Annotated in this window: 14 protein-coding genes and 1 pseudogene; 10 read left to right on the top strand and 5 right to left on the bottom strand. The window is 64.4% G+C overall.

What is annotated here, in order from left to right; genetic code table 11:
- Positions 1-97 precede the first annotated feature (97 nt).
- Complete coding sequence (locus KVG96_RS12305) at positions 98-1,018, top strand: transcriptional regulator GcvA (protein WP_217892316.1); 921 nt, start codon at positions 98-100, stop codon at positions 1,016-1,018.
- A gap of 137 nt (positions 1,019-1,155) precedes the next feature.
- A complete protein-coding gene (locus KVG96_RS12300) occupies positions 1,156-1,575 on the top strand; it encodes a cupin domain-containing protein (RefSeq protein WP_217892315.1) in 420 nt (139 codons plus the stop codon).
- 75 nt (positions 1,576-1,650) lie between these two features.
- Here KVG96_RS12300 and KVG96_RS12295 read toward each other — a convergent pair whose 3' ends face one another.
- The 4 genes from KVG96_RS12295 to KVG96_RS12280 all read right to left on the bottom strand — a co-directional run bounded on the left by KVG96_RS12295 (position 1,651) and on the right by KVG96_RS12280 (position 3,967).
- Entirely contained in the window at positions 1,651-2,217 is a 567-nt protein-coding gene (locus KVG96_RS12295) for a hypothetical protein (RefSeq protein ID WP_217892314.1), read from the bottom strand.
- A gap of 310 nt (positions 2,218-2,527) precedes the next feature.
- Positions 2,528-2,947, bottom strand: a complete 420-nt coding sequence (locus KVG96_RS12290) for an organic hydroperoxide resistance protein (RefSeq protein ID WP_217892313.1) — start codon at positions 2,945-2,947, stop codon at positions 2,528-2,530.
- 177 nt (positions 2,948-3,124) lie between these two features.
- Positions 3,125-3,454, bottom strand: a complete 330-nt coding sequence (locus KVG96_RS12285) for a hypothetical protein (RefSeq protein WP_217892312.1) — start codon at positions 3,452-3,454, stop codon at positions 3,125-3,127.
- Between the two features lie 243 nt (positions 3,455-3,697).
- Positions 3,698-3,967: a hypothetical protein gene (locus tag KVG96_RS12280; protein ID WP_217892311.1), complete on the bottom strand. Its 270-nt coding sequence runs from the start codon at positions 3,965-3,967 to the stop codon at positions 3,698-3,700.
- A gap of 441 nt (positions 3,968-4,408) precedes the next feature.
- Here KVG96_RS12280 and KVG96_RS12275 point away from each other — a divergent pair, with 441 nt between their 5' ends.
- The 8 genes and pseudogenes from KVG96_RS12275 (at position 4,409) to KVG96_RS12245 (ending at position 20,135) form a co-directional block, all read left to right on the top strand.
- On the top strand, positions 4,409-5,542 hold the full coding sequence (locus KVG96_RS12275; protein WP_367617483.1) for an EAL domain-containing response regulator: 1,134 nt from the start codon (positions 4,409-4,411) through the stop codon (positions 5,540-5,542).
- A gap of 150 nt (positions 5,543-5,692) precedes the next feature.
- Entirely contained in the window at positions 5,693-6,319 is a 627-nt protein-coding gene (locus KVG96_RS12270; protein ID WP_085582310.1) for a response regulator transcription factor, read from the top strand.
- Positions 6,320-9,979, top strand: a complete 3,660-nt coding sequence (locus KVG96_RS12265; RefSeq protein ID WP_217892309.1) for a transporter substrate-binding domain-containing protein — start codon at positions 6,320-6,322, stop codon at positions 9,977-9,979.
- Positions 9,980-10,223: 244 nt separating this feature from the next.
- The gene (locus KVG96_RS12260) at positions 10,224-11,324 is read left to right on the top strand and encodes an EAL domain-containing protein (RefSeq protein ID WP_367617482.1); all 1,101 of its coding nucleotides are present in this window, start codon (positions 10,224-10,226) and stop codon (positions 11,322-11,324) included.
- 309 nt (positions 11,325-11,633) lie between these two features.
- Positions 11,634-11,963 (top strand): annotated as a pseudogene (locus KVG96_RS27695) (ESPR domain-containing protein); the annotation flags it as partial.
- 210 nt (positions 11,964-12,173) lie between these two features.
- A complete protein-coding gene (locus tag KVG96_RS12255) occupies positions 12,174-18,917 on the top strand; it encodes a YadA-like family protein (protein ID WP_367617487.1) in 6,744 nt (2,247 codons plus the stop codon).
- 51 nt (positions 18,918-18,968) lie between these two features.
- Positions 18,969-19,865, top strand: a complete 897-nt coding sequence (locus KVG96_RS12250; protein WP_217892306.1) for a hypothetical protein — start codon at positions 18,969-18,971, stop codon at positions 19,863-19,865.
- A 54-nt stretch (positions 19,866-19,919) separates the two neighbouring features.
- Positions 19,920-20,135, top strand: coding sequence for an Arc family DNA-binding protein (locus KVG96_RS12245; RefSeq protein ID WP_217892305.1), 216 nt, complete (start codon positions 19,920-19,922; stop codon positions 20,133-20,135).
- Positions 20,136-20,302: 167 nt separating this feature from the next.
- On the opposite strand, the gene KVG96_RS12240 is transcribed toward KVG96_RS12245, so the two are convergent.
- Positions 20,303-21,028, bottom strand: coding sequence for an alpha/beta fold hydrolase (locus tag KVG96_RS12240; RefSeq protein ID WP_217892304.1), 726 nt, complete (start codon positions 21,026-21,028; stop codon positions 20,303-20,305).
- Positions 21,029-21,051 lie beyond the last annotated feature (23 nt).

Below are 21,051 nucleotides of genomic sequence, written 5' to 3'. Positions count from 1 at the left end.
TGAAAGCGACGCTAGGATCCTCGACCGCTGAAACATTTTGCAAAGGACTTCTTGGGTGCTACCTTATGACAAAATCTCATGAGCATTAACAAAGCTAATGGTCGCCAGAATTCCCTCCCTCAATGGATTGAGAGCGTTCGAGTCTGCCGCTCGCCATATGAGTTTCACCAAGGCCGCCGAGGAACTGAACGTCACTCAGACGGCCATCAGCCATCAGATCCGCCGGCTTGAAGACGAACTGGGCATCCGCCTGTTCCTGCGCCTCAAGGACGGCCTGGCGCTGACCACCGAAGGCCACGCCTATCTGCCCGGCATCCGTTCGGCCTTCCACGAACTGCGCTATTCCACCGAAATGCTGCGCGAGTCCTGCAACAACAGCGCGTTGACCATCAGCACGCTGGTTTCGCTGGCGTCCAAATGGCTGTTGCCGCGCCTGGCGTCCTTCCAGGACGCGTTCCCCAACATCGACGTGCGCGTCACCGCTTCCACCGAACTGGTGGACTTTCGCAAGGGCGGCATCGATGCGGCGATCCGCTACGGGTTCGGCGACTGGAAAGGCCTGCGGGCCGACTGGCTCATGTCGGACGAGATCTTTCCGGTGTGCAGCCCCAGGCTGCTGACCGGCCCCAAGGCCCTGAAGAGCCCCGTCGACCTGGCCAACCACACCTTGCTGCAAGTCAGCGGCATGACCAGCAACGACTGGAACATGTGGCTGAGCGCGGCAGGGCAGCCGAAGAAGCTGGCCGAGGGCACGCGGCTCACCTTCGACCTGGCCATGATGGCGGTGCAGGCCGCCATCGACGGCCTGGGCGTGTGCATCGGCCGCTCCACCTACGTGGACGACGACCTGAAGGCCGGCAAGCTGGTGGCGCCGTTCAACCTCAAGCTCAAGTCCGACCTGGGCTTCTACCTGGTGACGCCGCTGGAGATCGCCGACTCGAAGAAAGTCGTGGCGTTCCGCACCTGGCTGATCGACCTGGTGCAGAGCGGCGAGCAGCCCGTCGTGGCGCCGCTCTGAGGCGGACTTTGTATGCGTCTGTATCCGGGGCGCCCGCCGATACAGTGGCTTGATAAACGTTCGGTCTGCGACACATCGGCGGTACATGTCCGGCGCAAGGTAGGCAGGGTCAACCACTGCTTCGAAGAGGACACACCATGCGACGTCATCTGAATACGCTTTCGGCTGTTGCACTGGCCTGCCTGGCCGGTCTGGCGCAGGCCGCGCAACCGGCGCCCGCCCCGCAGAACTGGCAGCAAGGCCTGAGCCGCACGGACCTGGTGCACCAGGACCTGGGCACCGCCGACCGCGAAGTCATCCAGGCCCGGGTGGATTTCGCGCCGGGCGTCACCTCGCCCCGGCACGCGCACCCCGGCGTCGAAGTGGCCTATGTGGTCAGCGGCACGTTCGAGTACCAGCTCGAAGGCCGGGATCCGGTCACGCTCAAGGCCGGCGATTCGCTGTTCATCCCGGCCGGCGTGGCGCACATCGCCCGGAACATCGGCACCGACAAGGGCTCGGAACTGGCGACCTACATCGTCAAGAAGGGCGAGCCGCTGCTGATCCTCAAACAATGAGCCCCGGCGCCTGAAACAAGAAAAGGCCTGCCATTGCGGCAGGCCTTTTCTGTTGTCGCGGTTTCGCTCAAGCCGTTATGCCGGTGCGAACATCCCGGAACCGCTGCCGAAGAACTGACCGCTGATGTTGGCCGCGTACTGCGACGGATGGATCAGCACCGCCAGCAGGCGCGATCCTTCGTAGATGGCCAGGGAGAGCGTGCCTTGGTTGATCGACAGGTTCACGGTCAACGGAACGCCGATGAGGTTTTCCGCGTCGGGCACGGTGCCCTGCATGTACGCATTGGAAATGTTGATGTTGGTGCCGGTGCCTGTCGCCTGGCCGATGAACCGCACCGGGGTGCCTTGCTGCGGCGCTTCAGGGCCGATGTTGCAGAGCGATGTGGTGATCTGGATGGTTTCGGTGTGAGGGCCGCAACCGCAGCCGCAACCGTTGAAGTTGAAGTAGCCGCAGATGTTCTGCTGGCATCCGCATCCGCACAACGATTGCGGGTGCACGTTCTGGTGGAGCACCTCACGCAGTGCCGGTTTGGCGTTCGTGACGGCCTCCCGGCGTTTGATTTCAGCGTTGAAAGCCGCTTGCGACTGCTTTTGGAACTCGGCGATCTGATCGGGTTTCAGGTCTTGCAGAGACAGAGTCATAGCGAAAATCCTTTTATTGTTTGCGGTCACACCTGGAGACTGTCCGCCTCGGTCGGCCGGCGCCTTCCAGGCGCAGTGCGCCACGGACATCCCGGCTCGTGGCTTATTCTTTAAAGCACAGTCCTTAGACTCTTTCAACGCAGCCCCGACGAACTCCACGTTCCTCAGGCCGCGCCTTGATTCGGCGCAAGGATCGCAATCGTGCCGCACGGTGCGGTCGCCAGGGCGTTCGCACGACCCTGAACATGAAACGCCCGATGCGGTGCACCGGGCGTTTCGAGGGGTTGCGCGTCAGGACCGGGCGCAGGGTTCAGATCAGCTCAATGGCCACTTCGATATTGCCCCGGGTCGCCTTGGAGTACGGGCACGTCTGATGGGCGGCGTCCACCAGTGCGCGTGCCAGTGCCGGATCCAGCCCCGGCAGGCTGACGTTCAGGCGCGCCTGGAGGAAAAACGCGTTGTCGGCCTTGCACAGGTCGACCTCAGCCTCCACCGCCACGTCTGCCGGCAAGCGCACCTTCAGCGCCGCCGCAGCCTTGCCCATCGCCCCGATGAAACAGGCCGACCAGCCGGCCGCGAACAACTGCTCAGGATTGGTGCCGGCACCGCCGGAGCCCGGAGGGGAGAGCTGGATGTCGAGGTTGCCGTCGGAACTGCGCGCGGCGCCGTCGCGGCCGCCGGTGGTGCGGGTCTTGCCGGTGTACAGCACGGTATCGTTGGAACGGGTCATGGGAGGTTCGCCTTTATGTGGGTCGAGGCCGGTCGGCTTCGATGGGGCACACTCTGGCAGCGGCATGTATTGGGGATGTGTCGTGGGGGACGGGGTTGTGTATCGTTGTGTAGTTCGGGCGTGAAGGCGGCCGGGCGCGGTAGAGGCCGGCCGCCTTCATCCTCCGCAGGTGAGGGCTCAGGTTATGACCGGAATGTTGTCGATGTAGGCGATCCGTTCGCCGTGCTGATAAACGTCAACCGCCGAGTAGTTCGGCGAGCCGGGGGGCATTACCCGGTCGTACCGGGCCTGGGTGCAGACCATCATTTGGGGCCATATTCCCGGCTCCTGGATCAGGTGCAGATCCAGCATCAGTATTCCCGGGTTGATGCCCTGCGGAGCCCGCATGGTCAGGATGGCCTTGACGCCTGGATTGGCCACTTCAACATCGCCCACTACGTGGAAACTGTCGGGCTTGGGCGGCATGGCGTTCAGCCAGGCATGCCAGTTTTTGCTGCTGGTGTTCATTTTTCCATTCCTTTAGAAATGAAACCCGAAGCTTGAGGTACTGCCGTTCCGTATGGCGCTTCGCAAGCCATGGAATTCGTGGGAGGGGCCGACGAATCTCACTGATTACAGGTTTAGACGAATCCGCCGCGGTCACCTGGCGGCCTGACTGACGGTTGTCGTCGGTGCTTGCGGTCTGCGGCGGAAATAGAAAAGCCCGCGCGGGGCGGGCTTTCATGAACCTGCAGCGGATCGGGCGCGGGCCTAGATCCGGTGGATCTGGGTGATGTGCGGCTTGCCGTTGATCGGCGCGTAGATCTCCACGATTGCTTTCCAGCTGCTTGACGAGCCAGGCAGCGTCGCTTTCGACAGATAACGGTAGTTGGTGCCGTTGACGACCTGGGTCGAAACCTCTTCGGGCGTATAGTTCACGCCAACGAATCCGGCCAGGGCTTCTTTGAACACTTCCTGATCCTTAGGCGTCAGTGCGTGGTACGGAGTCCATCCACCAACGAGATGTGCTTGAGCTGTCATGAATTAAATCTCCATATTTAAGTTCCTACTCGTCTGGCTTTTCGGAGTTCGCCCCGTCTATTCAATGGTTTCCGGCATCCATGTCCTGAAGGTTTTCCGTGTGCCCCTGGGTGTGGTGGTACGGGGCATCCGGGAAAACACTGATGTGACCCTGCGGTCAGTGTGGGGGAGTGTAGGTCAGGGCCGGAAAGGATCAAGGCGAGGGCACTCAGAAACAGTGAGAACCCGCCGGCATGTCGGCCCGCCATGCCAGGCACTTCGGCGGTGCCGGCTTGCGGATCGGCTTTAGGAAATTTCCTACAAATCGCCGAGATAAATCCTTCGTTGCCGGTTAAATGCACTTGCGAGAATTTTCACCTCAAGTCATTGCGAGTAGTTGACGAGATGTGTGTACCCAGCGTTTTGGTTTTGGAGGGTCAATCGTTTCAGCGTGGCACATTGGTGAGGGCTCTCCAGTATCTGGGCGTCAACGACATTCTGCAGGCGAGCGACAGCGAACAGGCGATGGTGCAGATCAGCCGGGTGGGAGGCGTCGACATCGTGCTGTGCGACCTGAGCCATTCGGCCATCAGCGGTCTGGAGTTCTTGACCCGGGTCGGCGAAGGCGGACTGGCGCGTGCGGTGGCGCTGTGCAGTGACCTGAGGCCGGAACTGCGCCGTGCGGTCGAGCAGATGACCTGCCTGTCGGGGATGCAGATGCTGGGGGTTCTGAGCAAGCCCACGCAACTGTACGCGTTGCAGGAAATCCTCAATCGCTACACCCGCCGGTGGCTGGCCGCCGAAGCCGAGCCGGTGCCGCCCGCCAGGCTGCCGAGCGAAGAGGATGTGCGCCGGGGCCTGGCCCAGGGTGAGTTCAAGGCCTGGTTCCAACCCAAATTCGATCTCAAGACCGCCGAACTGGCCGGGGCGGAAGCCCTGGTGCGCTGGCAGCATCCCGACAAGGGGCTTCTGTTGCCCAAGGACTTCCTGGCCGCCGTGCTGGCCTACGACCTGATCGATGAAATGCTCCGCCAGCTTCTGGAGCAAGGCATGGCTCTGTTGCATGCCTTGCACGACGCCGGCCTGCGCCTGGAGCTGGCGTTCAATCTCCATGCCTCGCAATTGGCGCGCAACGACCTGATCGATCACATCGAACGGCTGCTGGGTGTTCACGGCTTTCCGGGGACCACGTTGTTGTTCGAGGTGGCGGAAAACGGCTTGCTGGATGTTCCGCGAACCACCCGGGAAAACCTGATCCGCCTGCGCATGATGGGCTGCGGCCTGTCCATCGACGATTTCGGCATGGGCTTCTCGTCATTGACGCTGCTCTGCCAACTGCCGTTCAACCAGCTCAAGCTCGACGGCCAGCTTGTCCGCGCCATCGACGATCCGCGCACCCATGCGATGGTCACCAGCACCGTGGCGTTGGCGCGGGCGCTGAACATGGGCCTGGTGATCGAAGGCGTCGGCAGCCGTGCCATCCGCGACGGCCTGGTGGCGATGGGGTGTTCGTTCGGCCAGGGTTTCCATCTGGCGCGCCCGATGGAGGCCGGGCGGCTGCTGCGGTGGCTGCAGGCGCCCGAATCCCCCGCCTGAGCGCGGCAGCCCCGGTTCCTGAATTGTCCGATTCAATTGCCTGATGACTGAATCAAGCAGGCAGCATAAGCCAGTGATCTGTTCCATACTTTTGTGATGCATGGCCCATTCGTCACTGGTATTTCCTGTGCGTACCGCAGTGAGGTTCAAATGCATAAAGCGTTGGTTGTAGACGATCATCCGTTCATCCGGGCGACAGTGAAGGTGCTGCTTGAACGCGAGCAGTTCGAAGTCGTCGCCGAGGCCGACAACGGCGCCGATGCCGTGCAGATGGCTCGCAGGCACCAGCCGGAGCTGATCCTGCTGGACATCGCCATGCCCAGCCTCGACGGCCTGGAAGTCATCAACCGGATCAGTGCGCTGAAACTGTCGAGCAAGATCCTGGTGCTGACCTCTCAGTCGGCGGCGTTCTACGCCATGCGCTGCATGAAGGCGGGCGCGGCGGGCTACATCTCGAAAACCGATGAGCTGAGCGAGCTGAGCAAGGCGATCAAGGCATTGATGGCCGGCTATACCTTTTTTCCCAACCTTGCCGGAAACTCCGTACGCCGCAGCGACATCGACTCCACCGAACTTGAGATGATCCGCGGCTTGTCGGACCGGGAGCTGGTCATTCTGCAGCAGCTCGCCCGGGGCCTGAGCAACAAGGAGATCGGTGACGCCATGCTTTTGAGCAACAAGACGGTCAGCACCTACAAGACCCGCCTCATCGAAAAGCTCAATGTGAAGTCGGTGGTGTACCTGGCCGACTTCGCCAAGCGCAACAACCTGATCTGAATGAAGACTCTTCTGCGTTGCTGCGCACTGGCCGCCTGCCTGCTTGGCCAGTGGGAGAGCGCTTCGCCGGTGCAGGCGGCGGTGCAGGCCCTGAACCTCTTCGGCCGCTCCACCGACGAACTGCCGGCGGTCGTGCTGGAGGAGGCGGACTGGCGCTGGCTGCGCAACAAGGGCTCGCTGCGCCTGGGGGCTGCGCTGCCGGACAACGCGCCCTTCGGCATGATCACCGGGGGCCAGGACTACGAGGGCATCACAGCCGACTATGCCGCGTTGCTGGCCGGCATGCTGCACATCAAGATCGAAGTGCTTCGTTACGATTCCCGGAACGAAGCGATGCAGGCCCTCAGGGACGGCGAGGTGGACCTGGTGGGCGCGGTCAACAGTTTCGACGGCACCGACCCCGAACTGGCGCTCACCACGGCCTATGTGCAGGCCCCGTCGGTGCTGGTGACGCGCAGCGGCGCCAGCAAGGCGCTGGCGCCGGACCTGGCCGGCGAACGGCTCGCCATCGTCGACCACCTTCAGCCGACGGATGCGGTCGTCGCGAACTACCCCAAATCCGAGCTCCAGTTCCATACCTCGGCCCAGAACGCCATCGGCGCCGTGGCGTTCAATCAGGCGGACGCTTACCTGGGCGATGCCGTCAGCACCCATTATCTGGTGGGCAAGTACTTCCTCAACGATGTCTACCTGACGACGCTATCGGGTGTGCTCAACACGCATTTCTCCTTCGCCCTGAACCAGCGCAACAGCCAGTTGCTGCACATTCTCAACGCTGCGCTGGAGGTGATCCCGATCAGCGACCGCATGGCGATCCTGCGTCGGTGGGGGGCGGGGGACCTCAATGTCGCCGGCCTGGATCCGCTCCCGTTCACCGCCGCCGAACAGCGCTGGATGCAAAACCATCCGCGCCTGACCGTGGCCGTCAACGACGGCCTTCCGCCGGTCTCCTTCTTTGACGGGCAGGGCGAGTTCCGGGGCATCGGCGCCGAGGTGCTGGCCAAAGTCAGCCAGCGCACGGGGCTGAAGTTCGATGTGCTGCGCAGCAGCTCGATGGAAAAGCTGATCGAGCAGATCCGGGCCGGCAAGGCGGACCTGATCGCGGCCTTCACCCCCAGCACGGCCCGTGAAGGCGAGCTGCGTTTCACCCGGCCTTACCTGACCAGCCCGTTCGTGCTGATCACGCGGGACCTGCCGGACAGGGCGCAATCGCTGCAAGCCATGGTCGGCAAACGCCTGGCGATGCGCCGCGGCAATGCGCTGCAAGACTATATCCGTGAGTCTTTCCCGGGCATCCGGCTCATCGAGACAACAACGTCGGCCGAAGCCTTGGCGCTGGTGGACAAAGGCGAAGCGGACGGTGCGCTCAATTCGCTGATCAACGGGCGCTACATGATTCTGCGCCAGTACCGCGACCGCCTGCGGGTGGCCGCGGTCGTCGGCCCGCTGTCGGCGCCGACCGGGTTCGCCACCGACCGCGGGGCGCTGGAGCTGTACTCGATCCTGGACAAGGCCCTGCAAAGCATTCCCCCGGAAGAACTCGACGAACTGACCAGCCGCTGGCGCCACGACGTGGTGATCGACAACGACAGCTGGCTGCATCACCGTTCGGCGGTCATTCAGGGCTTTGTCATCTTTGCGCTGTTGCTGATGCTGGCGGCGGTCTGGATCATTCATCTGCGCAAACTGGTGTACACCCGGGAAAAGGCCGAGCGGGCGCTCAACGACCAGATGGAATTCATGCGCGCCTTGATCGACGGCACGCCCCATGCGATTTACGTGCGCGACCGCGAAGGCCGGCTGATCAGCTGCAACTCGGCCTACCTCGACGCCCTGGGCCTGCCGCGCGAGGCCGTGATGGGCAAGCGGCTGACCGACAGCCCGGTGGTGGGGCATTCCGACGCCCAGACCTTCCAGGCCGAATACGTCAAGGTCATGGAGAGCGGCACGCGCTGGATCCAGGACCGCACCTACATCCACAGCGACGGCGTGGTGCACACGGTGTATCACTGGATGCTGCCGTACCACACCAGCGAAGGCGTGGTGATGGGCATCATCGCCGGCTGGATCGACATCAGCGACCGTCAGCGCCTGATGGACCAACTGCAGAGCGCCAAGAAAAGCGCCGACGACGCCAACCGGGCGAAAACCACCTTCCTGGCGACCATGAGCCACGAGATCCGCACCCCGATGAATGCCGTGATCGGCATGCTCGAACTGGCGATGAAGAAGGCCGACCAAGGCGTCATGGACCGCTTTGCCATCGAGGTCGCCTCGGGCGCGGCCAGGGGCTTGCTGGACCTGATCGGCGACATCCTCGACATCGCGCGGATCGAGTCCGGCCGGCTGTCCCTGACCCCGGAGCGGGCCAGCCTGCGGGAGCTGGTCGAGTCGGTGGTGCGTATGTTCGAGGGCGTGGCCCGGCAGAAGGGTTTGAGGCTGCTGCTGGACTTCGATCTCAAGGCCAGCCGCGACGTGCTGATCGACCCCCTGCGCTTCAAGCAGATCCTGTCCAACCTGCTGAGCAACGCCATCAAGTTCACCGACGAAGGCGAAGTGCGCCTGAGCGTTCAGGCGGTGCTGGGTGCGTGCGGCGAACGCCTGAGGATCCATGTTCAGGTGAAGGACTCCGGCATCGGCATATCGGCCGAAGACCAGGCGCTGCTGTTCAACCCGTTCGGCCAGGCCCGCAACAATCATCAGTCGGCGCGGGGCGGTTCGGGGCTGGGTCTGGTCATCAGCCGCACCCTGTGCGAAATGATGGACGGCGAGCTGCACCTGACCAGTGCCCCAGGCAAGGGCACGCAGATCGACATCTGCCTGGATCTTTTGATCCTGCAACCGGTGCCGGCCGCCGAACTGCCGGCGGCCGAGCTCACGGACCAGGCGAGCGTGCTCAACATCCTGGTGATCGACGACTACCCGGCCAACCGCTTGCTGCTTTCCCAGCAGCTGTCCTACCTCGGCCACAGCGTCAGCGACGCCGAGGACGGCGCCCATGGCCTGCGCGCCTGGCGCAACGGCCGTTTCGATGTGGTGATCACCGACTGCAACATGCCGGTGATGAACGGCTATGAATTGACCCGGGCCATCCGCGACGAAGAGCAGTCCACGGGAGCCGGGCCTTGCTTGATCCTCGGACTGACCGCCAATGCCCAGCCGGAGGAAAAGGACCGCTGCCTGGCGGAGGGGATGGACGACTGCCTCTTCAAACCGATCAGCCTGGGTGACCTGAGCACCCGCCTGGCCTCGGTGCAGTCCGCCGCGGAGTCGCCCGCGCAGGGTGCCGCCAGCCCTGCTGCCGAAGGCGACATCAACCTGAACAGCTTGCAGCAGCTGACCCGGGGCGACCAGAGCGCCGTCAGGAAACTGTTGGGGGATCTGGCCAGCAGCAACGAAGAGGACATGTTGCGGCTGATCAAGCTGTTCGGCGAACACGACTTGTCGGGGCTTTCCGACCTGGCCCACCGGGTCAAGGGCGGGGCGCGGATCATCAAGGCGGGCGGCCTGATTCAGTGCTGCGAGCAACTGGAGGCCATCTGCATGGGGGCTGACGCCGCCGCCCTGACCGAGGCGGTGGATGCGTTGCAGCAAGCGATGGAGCGCCTGGCGCACACGTTGGAGCACCGGATCGGTGATCCGGGCACGGTGGAGTCTTGAGTCTGCTGTCCTCCCTGATCCGAGCAGTCTGGATGGCCTATTAGTTTTCGGAAATTTCCTACATTCAAAAGGACGTTTCCTAGAGATACCGCTGGTTCAACGCCGGACAATGGGCTCATTCCTTCCAGAGTGAGCTGCTTCCATGCCCATGCTCCCACTACGCGTCTTGGTTATCGGCGACAACGCTTCCCGCACGTTGAGGGTGGCCAACAGGCTGCGGCAGGGCGGATGCCGGGAGGTTCTGGTGGTCGCGGATGACCGTCAGGCGTTCGCGGACCTCGAACAGTTCGGTCCGGTGGACGTCACGCTGTGTGTGCTGAGCCAGGGGCGGCAGGATGTACCGGGCCTGTTGCAGACCCTGGGGCGTGCCGGGCAGGGAGGGGCGATCATCATCAGCGGTGCGCTGGCGGCCGATGCGGGCAGTGTGGCGGGGCAACTGATTTCGCTGCTGGGCATGGCGCTGCAGGACGATGCCGGCAAGCTGTCGCAACCGCAGGCCTTGCAGCTGCTGCTGGCCAGGCACCTGAACGAACCCGACAACGAAGCGGATACGCTGCCTGTCGTGCCGGCCTCCGAAGAGGAGGTTCGCCAGGCGCTCGCCGACCACCAGTTGCACACCTACTTTCAGCCCAAGTTCAATCTGCAGACCGGTGACGTGTGCAGCATCGAAGCGCTGGCCCGTTGGCACCATCCTTTCAAAGGCGTTTTGCCGCCCTCGGTGTTCATGCCGGTGATCGAGCGTTGCGGGCTGCTGGACGAATTGCTGTTCCTGCAACTGGAGCAGGGGCTGAGGCTCCAGCGTCAGACCCTCGATCAGGGCGTCGCCCTGAATGTGGCGTTCAACCTGCACGCCGGGCAACTGGTCAATCCGCTGCTGACCGGCCGGATTCAGGCCCTGTTGGCGGCGCACGGCCTGCCCGGTTCCGGGCTGACCTTCGAGCTGACCGAAACGGGCCTGCTCGAGGCCCCGGCGATCAGCCTGGAAAGCCTGGTGCGTCTGCGGATGATGGGCTGCAGTCTGTCCATCGACGACTTCGGCGCAGGGTTCTCCTCGCTGCAACGGCTGTGTCAGTTGCCGTTCAACGAAATCAAACTGGACGGCGAGTTCGTGCGCGGGCTTAGGCATGAACCGCGACGCCGGGCCGTGATCAGCAGCACCCTGGCCCTGGGCGAGGCGTTGGGCATGTCGGTGGTGGTCGAAGGGATCGAAACCGAAGAACAGCGCACCGTGCTGCTGGAACTGGGGTGTACCCAAGGGCAAGGTTACTTGTGCGCGCGGCCGATGTCGGCCGCCAGTCTGTTGAACTGGCTGGATCTTCAGCGGGGGATCGAGGCCAGTGGTTGAACTGTATGTATAAGTTCATTCGCAAGTGCATAACGCCAAAGACAGTTACTCATGTTTTTTGGCGTTTTTTTATGGGCGCTTAAATGAGTTTATTGATGTTTGTTACTTGGGAAATTTCCTACAAACAGCAGGAAATTTCCTAACTGAATCCGCGGATCGAGTCGAGACAATACATTCACTTGATTCCATTGTGATGCCTGTTCGCTATGTCAAACGAAGTTTGAATTCCCGTCGGCCAATGACGTGATTCGATGTTTGTCGGCAAAGCTCCGTATCCGCAATCGAGTTGAAGGCGGAAGTCATCACGCCATGGATGACGCGGGTTTCGGAGGCTGGCTTGAGGCCAGTGCAGTGATGAACAGAATATTTTCGGTGGTCTGGAACACCTCGTTGCGCTGCTGGGTAGTGGCGTCAGAACTGGCTGACAAGAAGACCCGGAGCGGTCCGGCACCCCAACGGGCGACCATGGCCGCTATTGTGGTCGCATTGTCGTCGGGCACCCTCAGCCCTGGCGTAATGGCCGCCGCCAATCTGGGTGGCGGTTCCAGCGCAGCCGATAACTCCATCGCGATCAGCGGGGGCTCAACCACCACCGCGAGTAACATCAGTATCGCGATAGGCGATGCCGCCGTGGCATCGGGCAACAACTCCATTGCGCTTGGACGGCAGATCAACGTCACGGGCAACAACGCGACCGGTATCGGTTGGGGCGTTGGTGTGGCGGCCACGGATGCGACGGCATTGGGCGTTAAATCTTCGATAACGTCGGCGGGCACCGCCGGTCTGGCGCTGGGTTCCTCTGCCGCGGTGTCTGCCGCCAGCGGCACGGCGGTGGGGGCCAATGCTTCCGTGACTATCGCCAACGGCGTGGCGTTGGGCTCCAACTCGTCCGCCACAGGCACGACACTGACCAATGCGGCTTACGGTGTTGGCGGCACGGCGACGGCGGGCGGCGAAGTGAACATTGCCAACGGAACCAACGGCCGCCGCATCACCGGCCTTGCCGCCGGCTCCGGCGCCACCGATGCCGTCAACGTCAGCCAACTGAACAAGATGGGGCAGGATTCGGCGACGGCCCTGGGCGGCGGCGCCGCACTCAACGCGACCACCGGTGCATGGACGGCGCCGAGCTACTCCATCAACAGTATCAACACTGCCGGCACCAACACCGGTCCGGTGGTCAGCAATAACGTCGGTTCGGCACTGAGCAACCTCAACACCAGCGTGACCAACACCGCCGCCGTGGCCGTGAAATACGACAACGTTGCGACCAAGACTCAAGTGACCTTCAACCCGGCGGGGGCGGCGGTCAAGTTGACCAATATCGCTGTCGGCGCACTGAACGCCACCAGCACCGACGCGGTGAACGGTTCGCAGTTGTTCGCCAACAGCCAGAACACGGCGTCGGCCCTCGGCGGCGGCGCGGCGGCCAACGCGGCAACCGGTGCGTGGACGGCACCGAGCTACTCGACCAACAGCATCAGCGCCACCGGCGCCAACACCGGCCCGTTGGTCAGCAATGACGTCGGCACCGCGCTGACCAACCTCAACACCAGCGTAACCAACACCGCCGCCGTGGCGGTGAAGTACGACGATGCCGCGACCAAGACCCAGGTGACCTTCAACCCTGCGGGCACCTCTGTGAAGTTGACCAACGTTGCGGCCGGCGTGTTGAACGCCACCAGCACCGACGCGGTGAACGGTTCGCAGTTGTTCGCCAACAGTCAGAACACGGCGTCGGCATTGGGCGGCGGTGCGGCGGTCAATGCGACAACTGGCGCGTGGACGGCACCGAGCTACTCGACCAACAGCATCAGCGCCACCGGCGCCAACACCGGCCCGTTGGTCAGCAGTGACGTCGGCACCGCGCTGACCAACCTCAACACCAGCGTGACCAACACCGCCGCCGTGGCGGTGAAGTACGACGATGCCGCGACCAAGACCCAGGTGACCTTCAACCCAGCGGGCACCTCTGTGAAGTTGACCAACGTTGCGGCCGGCGTGTTGAACGCCACCAGCACCGACGCGGTGAACGGCTCGCAGCTGTTCGCGACCAACCAGACCGTCGACAACCTGGTCAACAACGGCGCCGGCATCAAGTATTTCCACAGCAACTCGACACTGGCCGACAGCAGCGCGACCGGCCAGGACAGCGTCGCCATCGGCCCGCTCGCGAGCGCGACACTTGCCAATGGTGTGGCGCTGGGCTCCAACTCGTCCGCGACTGGCGCGACGCTGGGCAATGCAGCTTATGGCGTTGGCGGCACGGCGACGGCGGGCGGGGAAGTGAACATCGCCAACGGCGCCAACGGCCGCCGCATCACCGGCCTTGCCGCTGGCTCCAGCGCCACCGATGCCGTCAACGTCAGCCAACTGAACAAGGCCGGGCAGGACACCGCGACCGCACTGGGCGGCGGCGCAACGCTGGATGCGAACACCGGAATCTGGACCGCACCGAGCTATTCGACCAACAGCATCAGCGCCACGGGCGCCAACACCGGCCCGCTGATCAGCAACAACGTCGGCGCAGCGCTGACTGACCTCAACACCAGCGTGACCAACACCGCCGCCGTAGCGGTGAAGTACGACGATGCCGCGACCAAGACCCAGGTGACCTTCAACCCGGTGGGCACGGCGGTGAAGCTGACCAACGTCGCGGCCGGTGTGTTGAGCGCCACCAGCACCGACGCCGTGAACGGCTCGCAGTTGTTTGCCAACAGCCAGAACACGGCGTCGGCCCTCGGCGGCGGCGCGGCGGTCAACGCGACAACTGGCGCGTGGACGGCGCCGAGCTACTCGACCAACAGCATCAGCGCCACGGGGGCCAACACCGGCCCGCTGGTCAGCAGCGATGTCGGCGCAGCCCTGACCAACCTCAACACCAGCGTGACCAATACCGCCGCCGTGGCGGTGAAGTACGACGACGCCTCAACGAAAACTCAGGTGACCTTCAACCCGGCCGGCACGGCGGTGAAGCTGACCAACGTCGCAGCCGGCGCCCTGAACGCCACCAGCACCGACGCCGTGAACGGTTCGCAGTTGTTCGCGACCAACCAGACCGTCGACAACCTGGTCAACAACGGCGCCGGCATCAAGTATTTCCACAGCAACTCGACGCTGGCCGACGCGCAAGCCAACGGTCAGGACAGCGTGGCGGTGGGTCCTGGCGCCATCGCCGGCAGCACCAACAGCATTGCGTTAGGCAATGGCGCCACCGCCAGCTTCGCCAACAGTATCGCCTTGGGCGCAGGCTCGTCCGCGACTGGCGCGACGCTGGCCAACGCAGCTTACGGTGTCGGCGGAACGGCGACGGCGGGCGGGGAAGTGAACATCGCCAACGGCGCCGACGGCCGCCGCATCACCGGCCTTGCCGCCGGTTCCGGTGCCACCGATGCCGTCAACGTCAGCCAATTGAACAAGGCCGGGCAGGACACCGCGACCGCACTGGGCGGCGGTGCAACGCTGGATGCGACCACCGGAACCTGGACCGCACCGAGCTATTCGACCAACAGCATCAGCGCCACCGGCGCCAACACCGGCCCGCTGATCAGCAACAACGTCGGCACCGCGCTGACCAACCTCAACACCAGCGTGACCAACACCGCCGCCGTGGCGGTGAAGTACGACGATGCCGCGACTAAGACCCAGGTGACCTTCAACCCTGCGGGCACCTCTGTGAAGTTGACCAACGTTGCGGCCGGCGTGTTGAACGCCACCAGCACCGACGCGGTGAACGGCTCGCAGCTGTTCGCGACCAACCAGACCGTCGACAACCTGGTCAACAACGGCGCCGGCATCAAGTATTTCCACAGCAACTCGACACTGGCCGACAGCAGCGCGACCGGCCAGGACAGCGTCGCCATCGGCCCGCTCGCGAGCGCGACACTTGCCAATGGTGTGGCGCTGGGCTCCAACTCGTCCGCGACTGGCGCGACGCTGGGCAATGCAGCTTATGGCGTTGGCGGCACGGCGACGGCGGGCGGGGAAGTGAACATCGCCAACGGCGCCAACGGCCGCCGCATCACCGGCCTTGCCGCTGGCTCCAGCGCCACCGATGCCGTCAACGTCAGCCAACTGAACAAGGCCGGGCAGGACACCGCGACCGCACTGGGCGGCGGCGCAACGCTGGATGCGAACACCGGAATCTGGACCGCACCGAGCTATTCGACCAACAGCATCAGCGCCACGGGCGCCAACACCGGCCCGCTGATCAGCAACAACGTCGGCGCAGCGCTGACTGACCTCAACACCAGCGTGACCAACACCGCCGCCGTAGCGGTGAAGTACGACGATGCCGCGACCAAGACCCAGGTGACCTTCAACCCGGTGGGCACGGCGGTGAAGCTGACCAACGTCGCGGCCGGTGTGTTGAGCGCCACCAGCACCGACGCCGTGAACGGCTCGCAGTTGTTTGCCAACAGCCAGAACACGGCGTCGGCCCTCGGCGGCGGCGCGGCGGTCAACGCGACAACTGGCGCGTGGACGGCGCCGAGCTACTCGACCAACAGCATCAGCGCCACGGGGGCCAACACCGGCCCGCTGGTCAGCAGCGATGTCGGCGCAGCCCTGACCAACCTCAACACCAGCGTGACCAATACCGCCGCCGTGGCGGTGAAGTACGACGACGCCTCAACGAAAACTCAGGTGACCTTCAACCCGGCCGGCACGGCGGTGAAGCTGACCAACGTCGCAGCCGGCGCCCTGAACGCCACCAGCACCGACGCCGTGAACGGTTCGCAGTTGTTCGCGACCAACCAGACCGTCGACAACCTGGTCAACAACGGCGCCGGCATCAAGTATTTCCACAGCAACTCGACGCTGGCCGACGCGCAAGCCAACGGTCAGGACAGCGTGGCGGTGGGTCCTGGCGCCATCGCCGGCAGCACCAACAGCATTGCGTTAGGCAATGGCGCCACCGCCAGCTTCGCCAACAGTATCGCCTTGGGCGCAGGCTCGTCCGCGACTGGCGCGACGCTGGCCAACGCAGCTTACGGTGTCGGCGGAACGGCGACGGCGGGCGGGGAAGTGAACATCGCCAACGGCGCCGACGGCCGCCGCATCACCGGCCTTGCCGCCGGTTCCGGTGCCACCGATGCCGTCAACGTCAGCCAATTGAACAAGGCCGGGCAGGACACCGCGACCGCACTGGGCGGCGGTGCAACGCTGGATGCGACCACCGGAACCTGGACCGCACCGAGCTATTCGACCAACAGCATCAGCGCCACCGGCGCCAACACCGGCCCGTTGGTCAGCAGTGACGTCGGCACCGCGCTGACCAACCTCAACACCAGCGTGACCAACACCGCCGCCGTGGCGGTGAAGTACGACGATGCCGCGACCAAGACCCAGGTGACCTTCAACCCAGCGGGCACCTCTGTGAAGTTGACCAACGTTGCGGCCGGCGTGTTGAACGCCACCAGCACCGACGCGGTGAACGGCTCGCAGCTGTTCGCGACCAACCAGACCGTCGACAACCTGGTCAACAACGGCGCCGGCATCAAGTACTTCCACAGCAACTCGACGCTGGCCGACGCGCAAGCCAACGGTCAGGACAGCATCGCAATCGGGCCGCAGGCCATTGCCGGCGGCGTCAATTCGTTCGCGGCCGGTTCCGGCGCCAGTGCGAGCGCGGATGGCGGCCTCGCGCTGGGCCGGCTGAGCCAGGCGCAGGTGGCGGGCAGCATCGCGCTGGGCGAAGGCTCGGTCGCCGACCGGATCCTGGCACCGACCACGGGGTCGATTGCCGCCGGCGCCGGGACGATCATCTACGACACGTCGGATGCCACCTTGCTGGGCTCGGTGTCGGTGGGCAAGGCCGGCAGCTACCGGCAGATCACCAACGTGGCGGACGCCACCGACGACCACGACGCCGTGACCCTGCGCCAGTTGACCGGCGCGATGGGTTCGCTGAGTTCTACCGGCACGCTGTACTTCCACGCCAATTCGACCAACCCCACGGACTCGCTCGCCAGCGGCACGGAATCGGTCGCCGTCGGCCCCGGCACCGTGGTCAACGGTGACAACGGCATCGGGCTCGGCAACCAGGCCAATGTCAGTCAGGCCGCCGCCGGGGGCATCGCCATCGGCCGCAACACTCAGGTGTTGATGGCGTCCGGGATCGCGATGGGCAGCGCGGCTCAGGCGGCGGCGGAGCAGGCCGTGGCACTGGGCGCCGGCGCCAATGCCAGCCATGCCATGAGCGTGGCGCTGGGTTCGAGCTCGCTCACCACGGTCGGTGCCGAGACGGGCTACAGCGCCTATCGGCTGGCGGGCCCGCAGACGTCGGTCGGCGAGGTCGGCATCGGCACGGCGCTGGGCAGCCGCAAGCTCACCGGGCTGGCGGCCGGCACGCAGGACAACGACGCGGTCAACGTGGCCCAACTCAAAGCGGTCGGCGACCAGGTGGACCAGAACACCGCGGACATCACGAACCTGGGCGGTCGGGTCGGCGGGCTTGAAACCCTGATCGGCGCGGGGGGCGGCATCAAGTACCTGCACGTCAACTCCACCCGGGCAGACTCCAGCGCCACCGGCACCGACGCCATGGCGTTGGGCGCCCAGGCCCAGGCGTCGGGCACCGGCTCGGTGGCGGCGGGCAGCGGCGCCACGGCGTCCGCCGCCGGCAGTGTCGCGCTCGGCAGCGGCGCCAGCGATGACGGACGCGGCGCCGAAACCTACAGCGGTCAATATTCCGGGGCGAACAACGTGACGTCGGGCACCGTATCGGTGGGCAATGCCGCAACCGGCCAGACCCGCACGGTCAGCAACGTCGCCGACGGCAAGAACGCCAACGATGCGGTCAACGTGCGCCAGCTCGACGGCGCGGTGGCCGAAGCCAAGCAATACACGGACGACTCGATCGCCAACCTGGGGGCCAACGCCGGTCAGCAGGACGGCCGCATCACCTCGGTGGAGGGGGATGTCGCCAACATCAAGAACGGCACCGACGGCATGTTCCAGGTGAGCAACGGCAACGCGGCGGCCAAGCCCAAAGCCACGGGCGCCGATTCGCTCGCCGGGGGCGCGGGGGCGGTGGCGTCCGGCAAGAACAGCGCGGCGGTCGGCACGCGGTCCCAGGCCAGCGGGGAGAACTCGGTGGCGCTGGGCAACGGCGCCAAGGCGTCGGCCAGGAATGCCGCAGCCCTGGGCGCCAACTCGGTGGCGGATCGCGACAACAGCGTATCGCTCGGCAGCAGCGGCAACGAGCGGCAGCTCACCAACCTTGCGGCGGGCACCCGCGGCACGGATGCGGTGAACCTCGACCAGCTGAACAGCAGCGTGGCGGACATCACCGCCAACGCCAATGCCTACACCGACTCGCGCTACATGGAACTGAAGAACGACCTCAAGCAGCAGGACGAAATCCTCAGCGCGGGCATCGCCGGTGCGATGGCGATGGCCAGCCTGCCGCAGTCGTACTCGCCGGGCTCCAGCATGACGGTGGCCGCTGCGGGCACCTATCGCGGCCAGTCGTCCCTGGCCTTCGGCGTATCGCACATGTCCGCCAACGGCCGCTGGGTGACCAAGCTGCAGGGCAGCACCGACACCCAGCGCAAGGTCGGGGTGGCGGTGGGCATCGGTTATCAGTGGTGACCCGCAGATGGGTCTTGTGCAGGTCTTGATCAAACTCTTGAGGCAAACACCATGAACATGAAATCCGTATTCGTCGCCATCCTGATCATGCTCGTGGCCCTGGCCGGCTACGACAAATTCCTCAGCGGCAAACCGGCCGATGCGCCGCGCATCTGGTTGCGCACGCCGGCACTGCCGGTGATCCAGGAAGCGGTCTTCCAGCTGTCGCCCAGGTTCGACGAACCGCGCCAGACCCTGATGATGGAGCAGCTTTGCGGGTTGGCGCGGGGTGAGGCGAAACAGGAACAGGTCAACGCGTTCCTCACGCAGCAGGGAATCGACGCGCAGACATTGCCCCGGCAGGGCAGCCCGCTCTCGTTGCTGATCAACGGCGACCGGGCCGGGCAAGCCTCAGCGTGCGCGGCGTACCTGGCGACGACGGTGCTGTCGACCGTCAACGTGGCCGAGTTCATGCGCCCCGTCACCGTGCCGGCCGCCAACGGCCAGCCGGAGCGGTCGTCGCTGCAGATCGACAACGCGCTGCTGACGTCGACGCTGTCGGTGAAACTGGCGGTGGCGCGGGCCAACGCCGATGTCTTCGCCTTGATCGCCGTTGAGCTGCAGCGCAGCCCTGGCCTGACGATCCCGCAGTACCGCGAACAGGCCGGGCAGCTGTTTGCCCGCCTGGCTCCGACGTACCTGCAACGCATCAAGGAACAGCTGCCGCCGGCGAACACCCAGTACAAACTGCTGCAGATGGACGACAGCCGCTTTGTGTTCAGCAGCTCGGTGGGCAGTGTCTTCGAGTTTGGCCGCAACGGTCTGATCCTGAGTCAGGGCGGCATCGTCTGGTACGGCAAGGGGCGGTTGATGGGGCAGGAATACCCGCTGCAGGTGGAGTGCTTTTCGGCCGCCGTCAAAGGGCTGCTGACAGCGCCGGCGGCGCCCTTGACCACGTCGATCCAGTGAGGTGGCCAATGACACGCATCGATCATCGGCATTCAGGTTTTTCGGAGGTGGAGGGTGGCTGAAACAGTCGACAGGTTTGTGCTTCGATTGCCGGAAGGCCTGCGCCAGACGCTGAAACGCATCGCGAAGCAGAACCAGCGAAGTTTGAACGCCGAGATCGTCGCCCGCATGGAGCGCTCCCTGACGGGGCCGCGCGGCCACGGTTCCGATGATGAAAAGAGACAGGCTTTGCTTCGAGCGTTCTTTGATCACAAGGACGAAGCCAATTAGGGTCTGTGTGAAAAGTCTTGAGACGAAGGTCAGGCAAGGCGAAAACAGCCGAGGAAGCGGAGTTTACGGGTTGTAAATGAGCATTCCGAGGCTGTTTTCAACGCAGCATCACCGAGTATCAAGGCTTTTCACACAGAGCCTAGGGAGCAGGGCGGGTTCGGGCCGGCTCAAAGCGAGGCCTGTTCCAGAAACCTGCTGATCTCGCGCGAGTAGGCGCCGGGGTGCGAGAACCTGAACATGTGGCCGCTGCGCGGCAGGATGACTTCCTGCGAGCCTTGGATGCCCTTGAGCAGCACCCCGGCGGCTTCCTCGCCGATCAGCTTGTCTTCCTCGGGCGTCAGGATCAGCGTGGGCACGTCGATGTTCTTCAGCAGGTCCGTGTAGTTCACTGTCTCGATTGAACGTATGCGGTTGACGTAGGCCTTGTGCGGCGTCTCCTTGAGGAAGAAGGCGCGGCTCTTGCGGGCCGACCAGGGGATCTCCCCCTCTTTGTCGAACGACGACGCCAGTTGGGCGGCATGAATCCGCAGGGTCGTCTGCCGGTAAAAGGGGCCGGGGAAGAACGGCGCCAACGCCGCCAGCGCCTTGAGCAGGGGCGAGGTGATCGGGCTCTTGGCGAAGCCGCCCGACAGCACCAGGCCCTTGAGGCCTTTCGGGCGGCGCGTCGCCACCGCGATGGAGGAGACCGCGCCGTAGGAATCGCCCACCAACACGTAGCTCTTGAGGTCCTTCACCTGGTCGACGATGAAGTCGGCCAGTGTCTCCAGTTCGCGCACGTCGTCCGGCAAGCGAAGGGTGCGCATGGGGCGATCCTGCAGGCCGGTCAATTGGTTCAGCTGCCACGGAGCTCCGGCGAAGCAAGGGATCATGACCAGGGTGGGCGCGGTGTTCATGGGGCACTCCAGGCGGTTGAATG

Source organism: Pseudomonas ekonensis (assembly GCF_019145435.1).
In the GTDB taxonomy this organism is placed as follows: Bacteria; Pseudomonadota; Gammaproteobacteria; order Pseudomonadales; family Pseudomonadaceae; genus Aquipseudomonas; species Aquipseudomonas ekonensis.
The sequence above is the reverse complement of the archived record's forward strand: the minus strand, read 5'-3'. Positions and strand labels throughout refer to the sequence as shown.

What these genes read in the sequence shown, in the direction of transcription:
- KVG96_RS12240 (WP_217892304.1), bottom strand. Translation starts at nt 21,028, where the DNA reads ATGAACACCGCGCCCACCCTGGTCATGATCCCTTGCTTCGCCGGAGCT.
- KVG96_RS12270 (WP_085582310.1), top strand. Translation starts at nt 5,693, where the DNA reads ATGCATAAAGCGTTGGTTGTAGACGATCATCCGTTCATCCGGGCGACA.
- KVG96_RS12265 (WP_217892309.1), top strand. Translation starts at nt 6,320, where the DNA reads ATGAAGACTCTTCTGCGTTGCTGCGCACTGGCCGCCTGCCTGCTTGGC.
- KVG96_RS12305 (WP_217892316.1), top strand. Translation starts at nt 98, where the DNA reads ATGGTCGCCAGAATTCCCTCCCTCAATGGATTGAGAGCGTTCGAGTCT.
- KVG96_RS12250 (WP_217892306.1), top strand. Translation starts at nt 18,969, where the DNA reads ATGAACATGAAATCCGTATTCGTCGCCATCCTGATCATGCTCGTGGCC.
- KVG96_RS12295 (WP_217892314.1), bottom strand. Translation starts at nt 2,217, where the DNA reads ATGACTCTGTCTCTGCAAGACCTGAAACCCGATCAGATCGCCGAGTTC.
- KVG96_RS12285 (WP_217892312.1), bottom strand. Translation starts at nt 3,454, where the DNA reads ATGAACACCAGCAGCAAAAACTGGCATGCCTGGCTGAACGCCATGCCG.
- KVG96_RS12300 (WP_217892315.1), top strand. Translation starts at nt 1,156, where the DNA reads ATGCGACGTCATCTGAATACGCTTTCGGCTGTTGCACTGGCCTGCCTG.
- KVG96_RS12280 (WP_217892311.1), bottom strand. Translation starts at nt 3,967, where the DNA reads ATGACAGCTCAAGCACATCTCGTTGGTGGATGGACTCCGTACCACGCA.
- KVG96_RS12290 (WP_217892313.1), bottom strand. Translation starts at nt 2,947, where the DNA reads ATGACCCGTTCCAACGATACCGTGCTGTACACCGGCAAGACCCGCACC.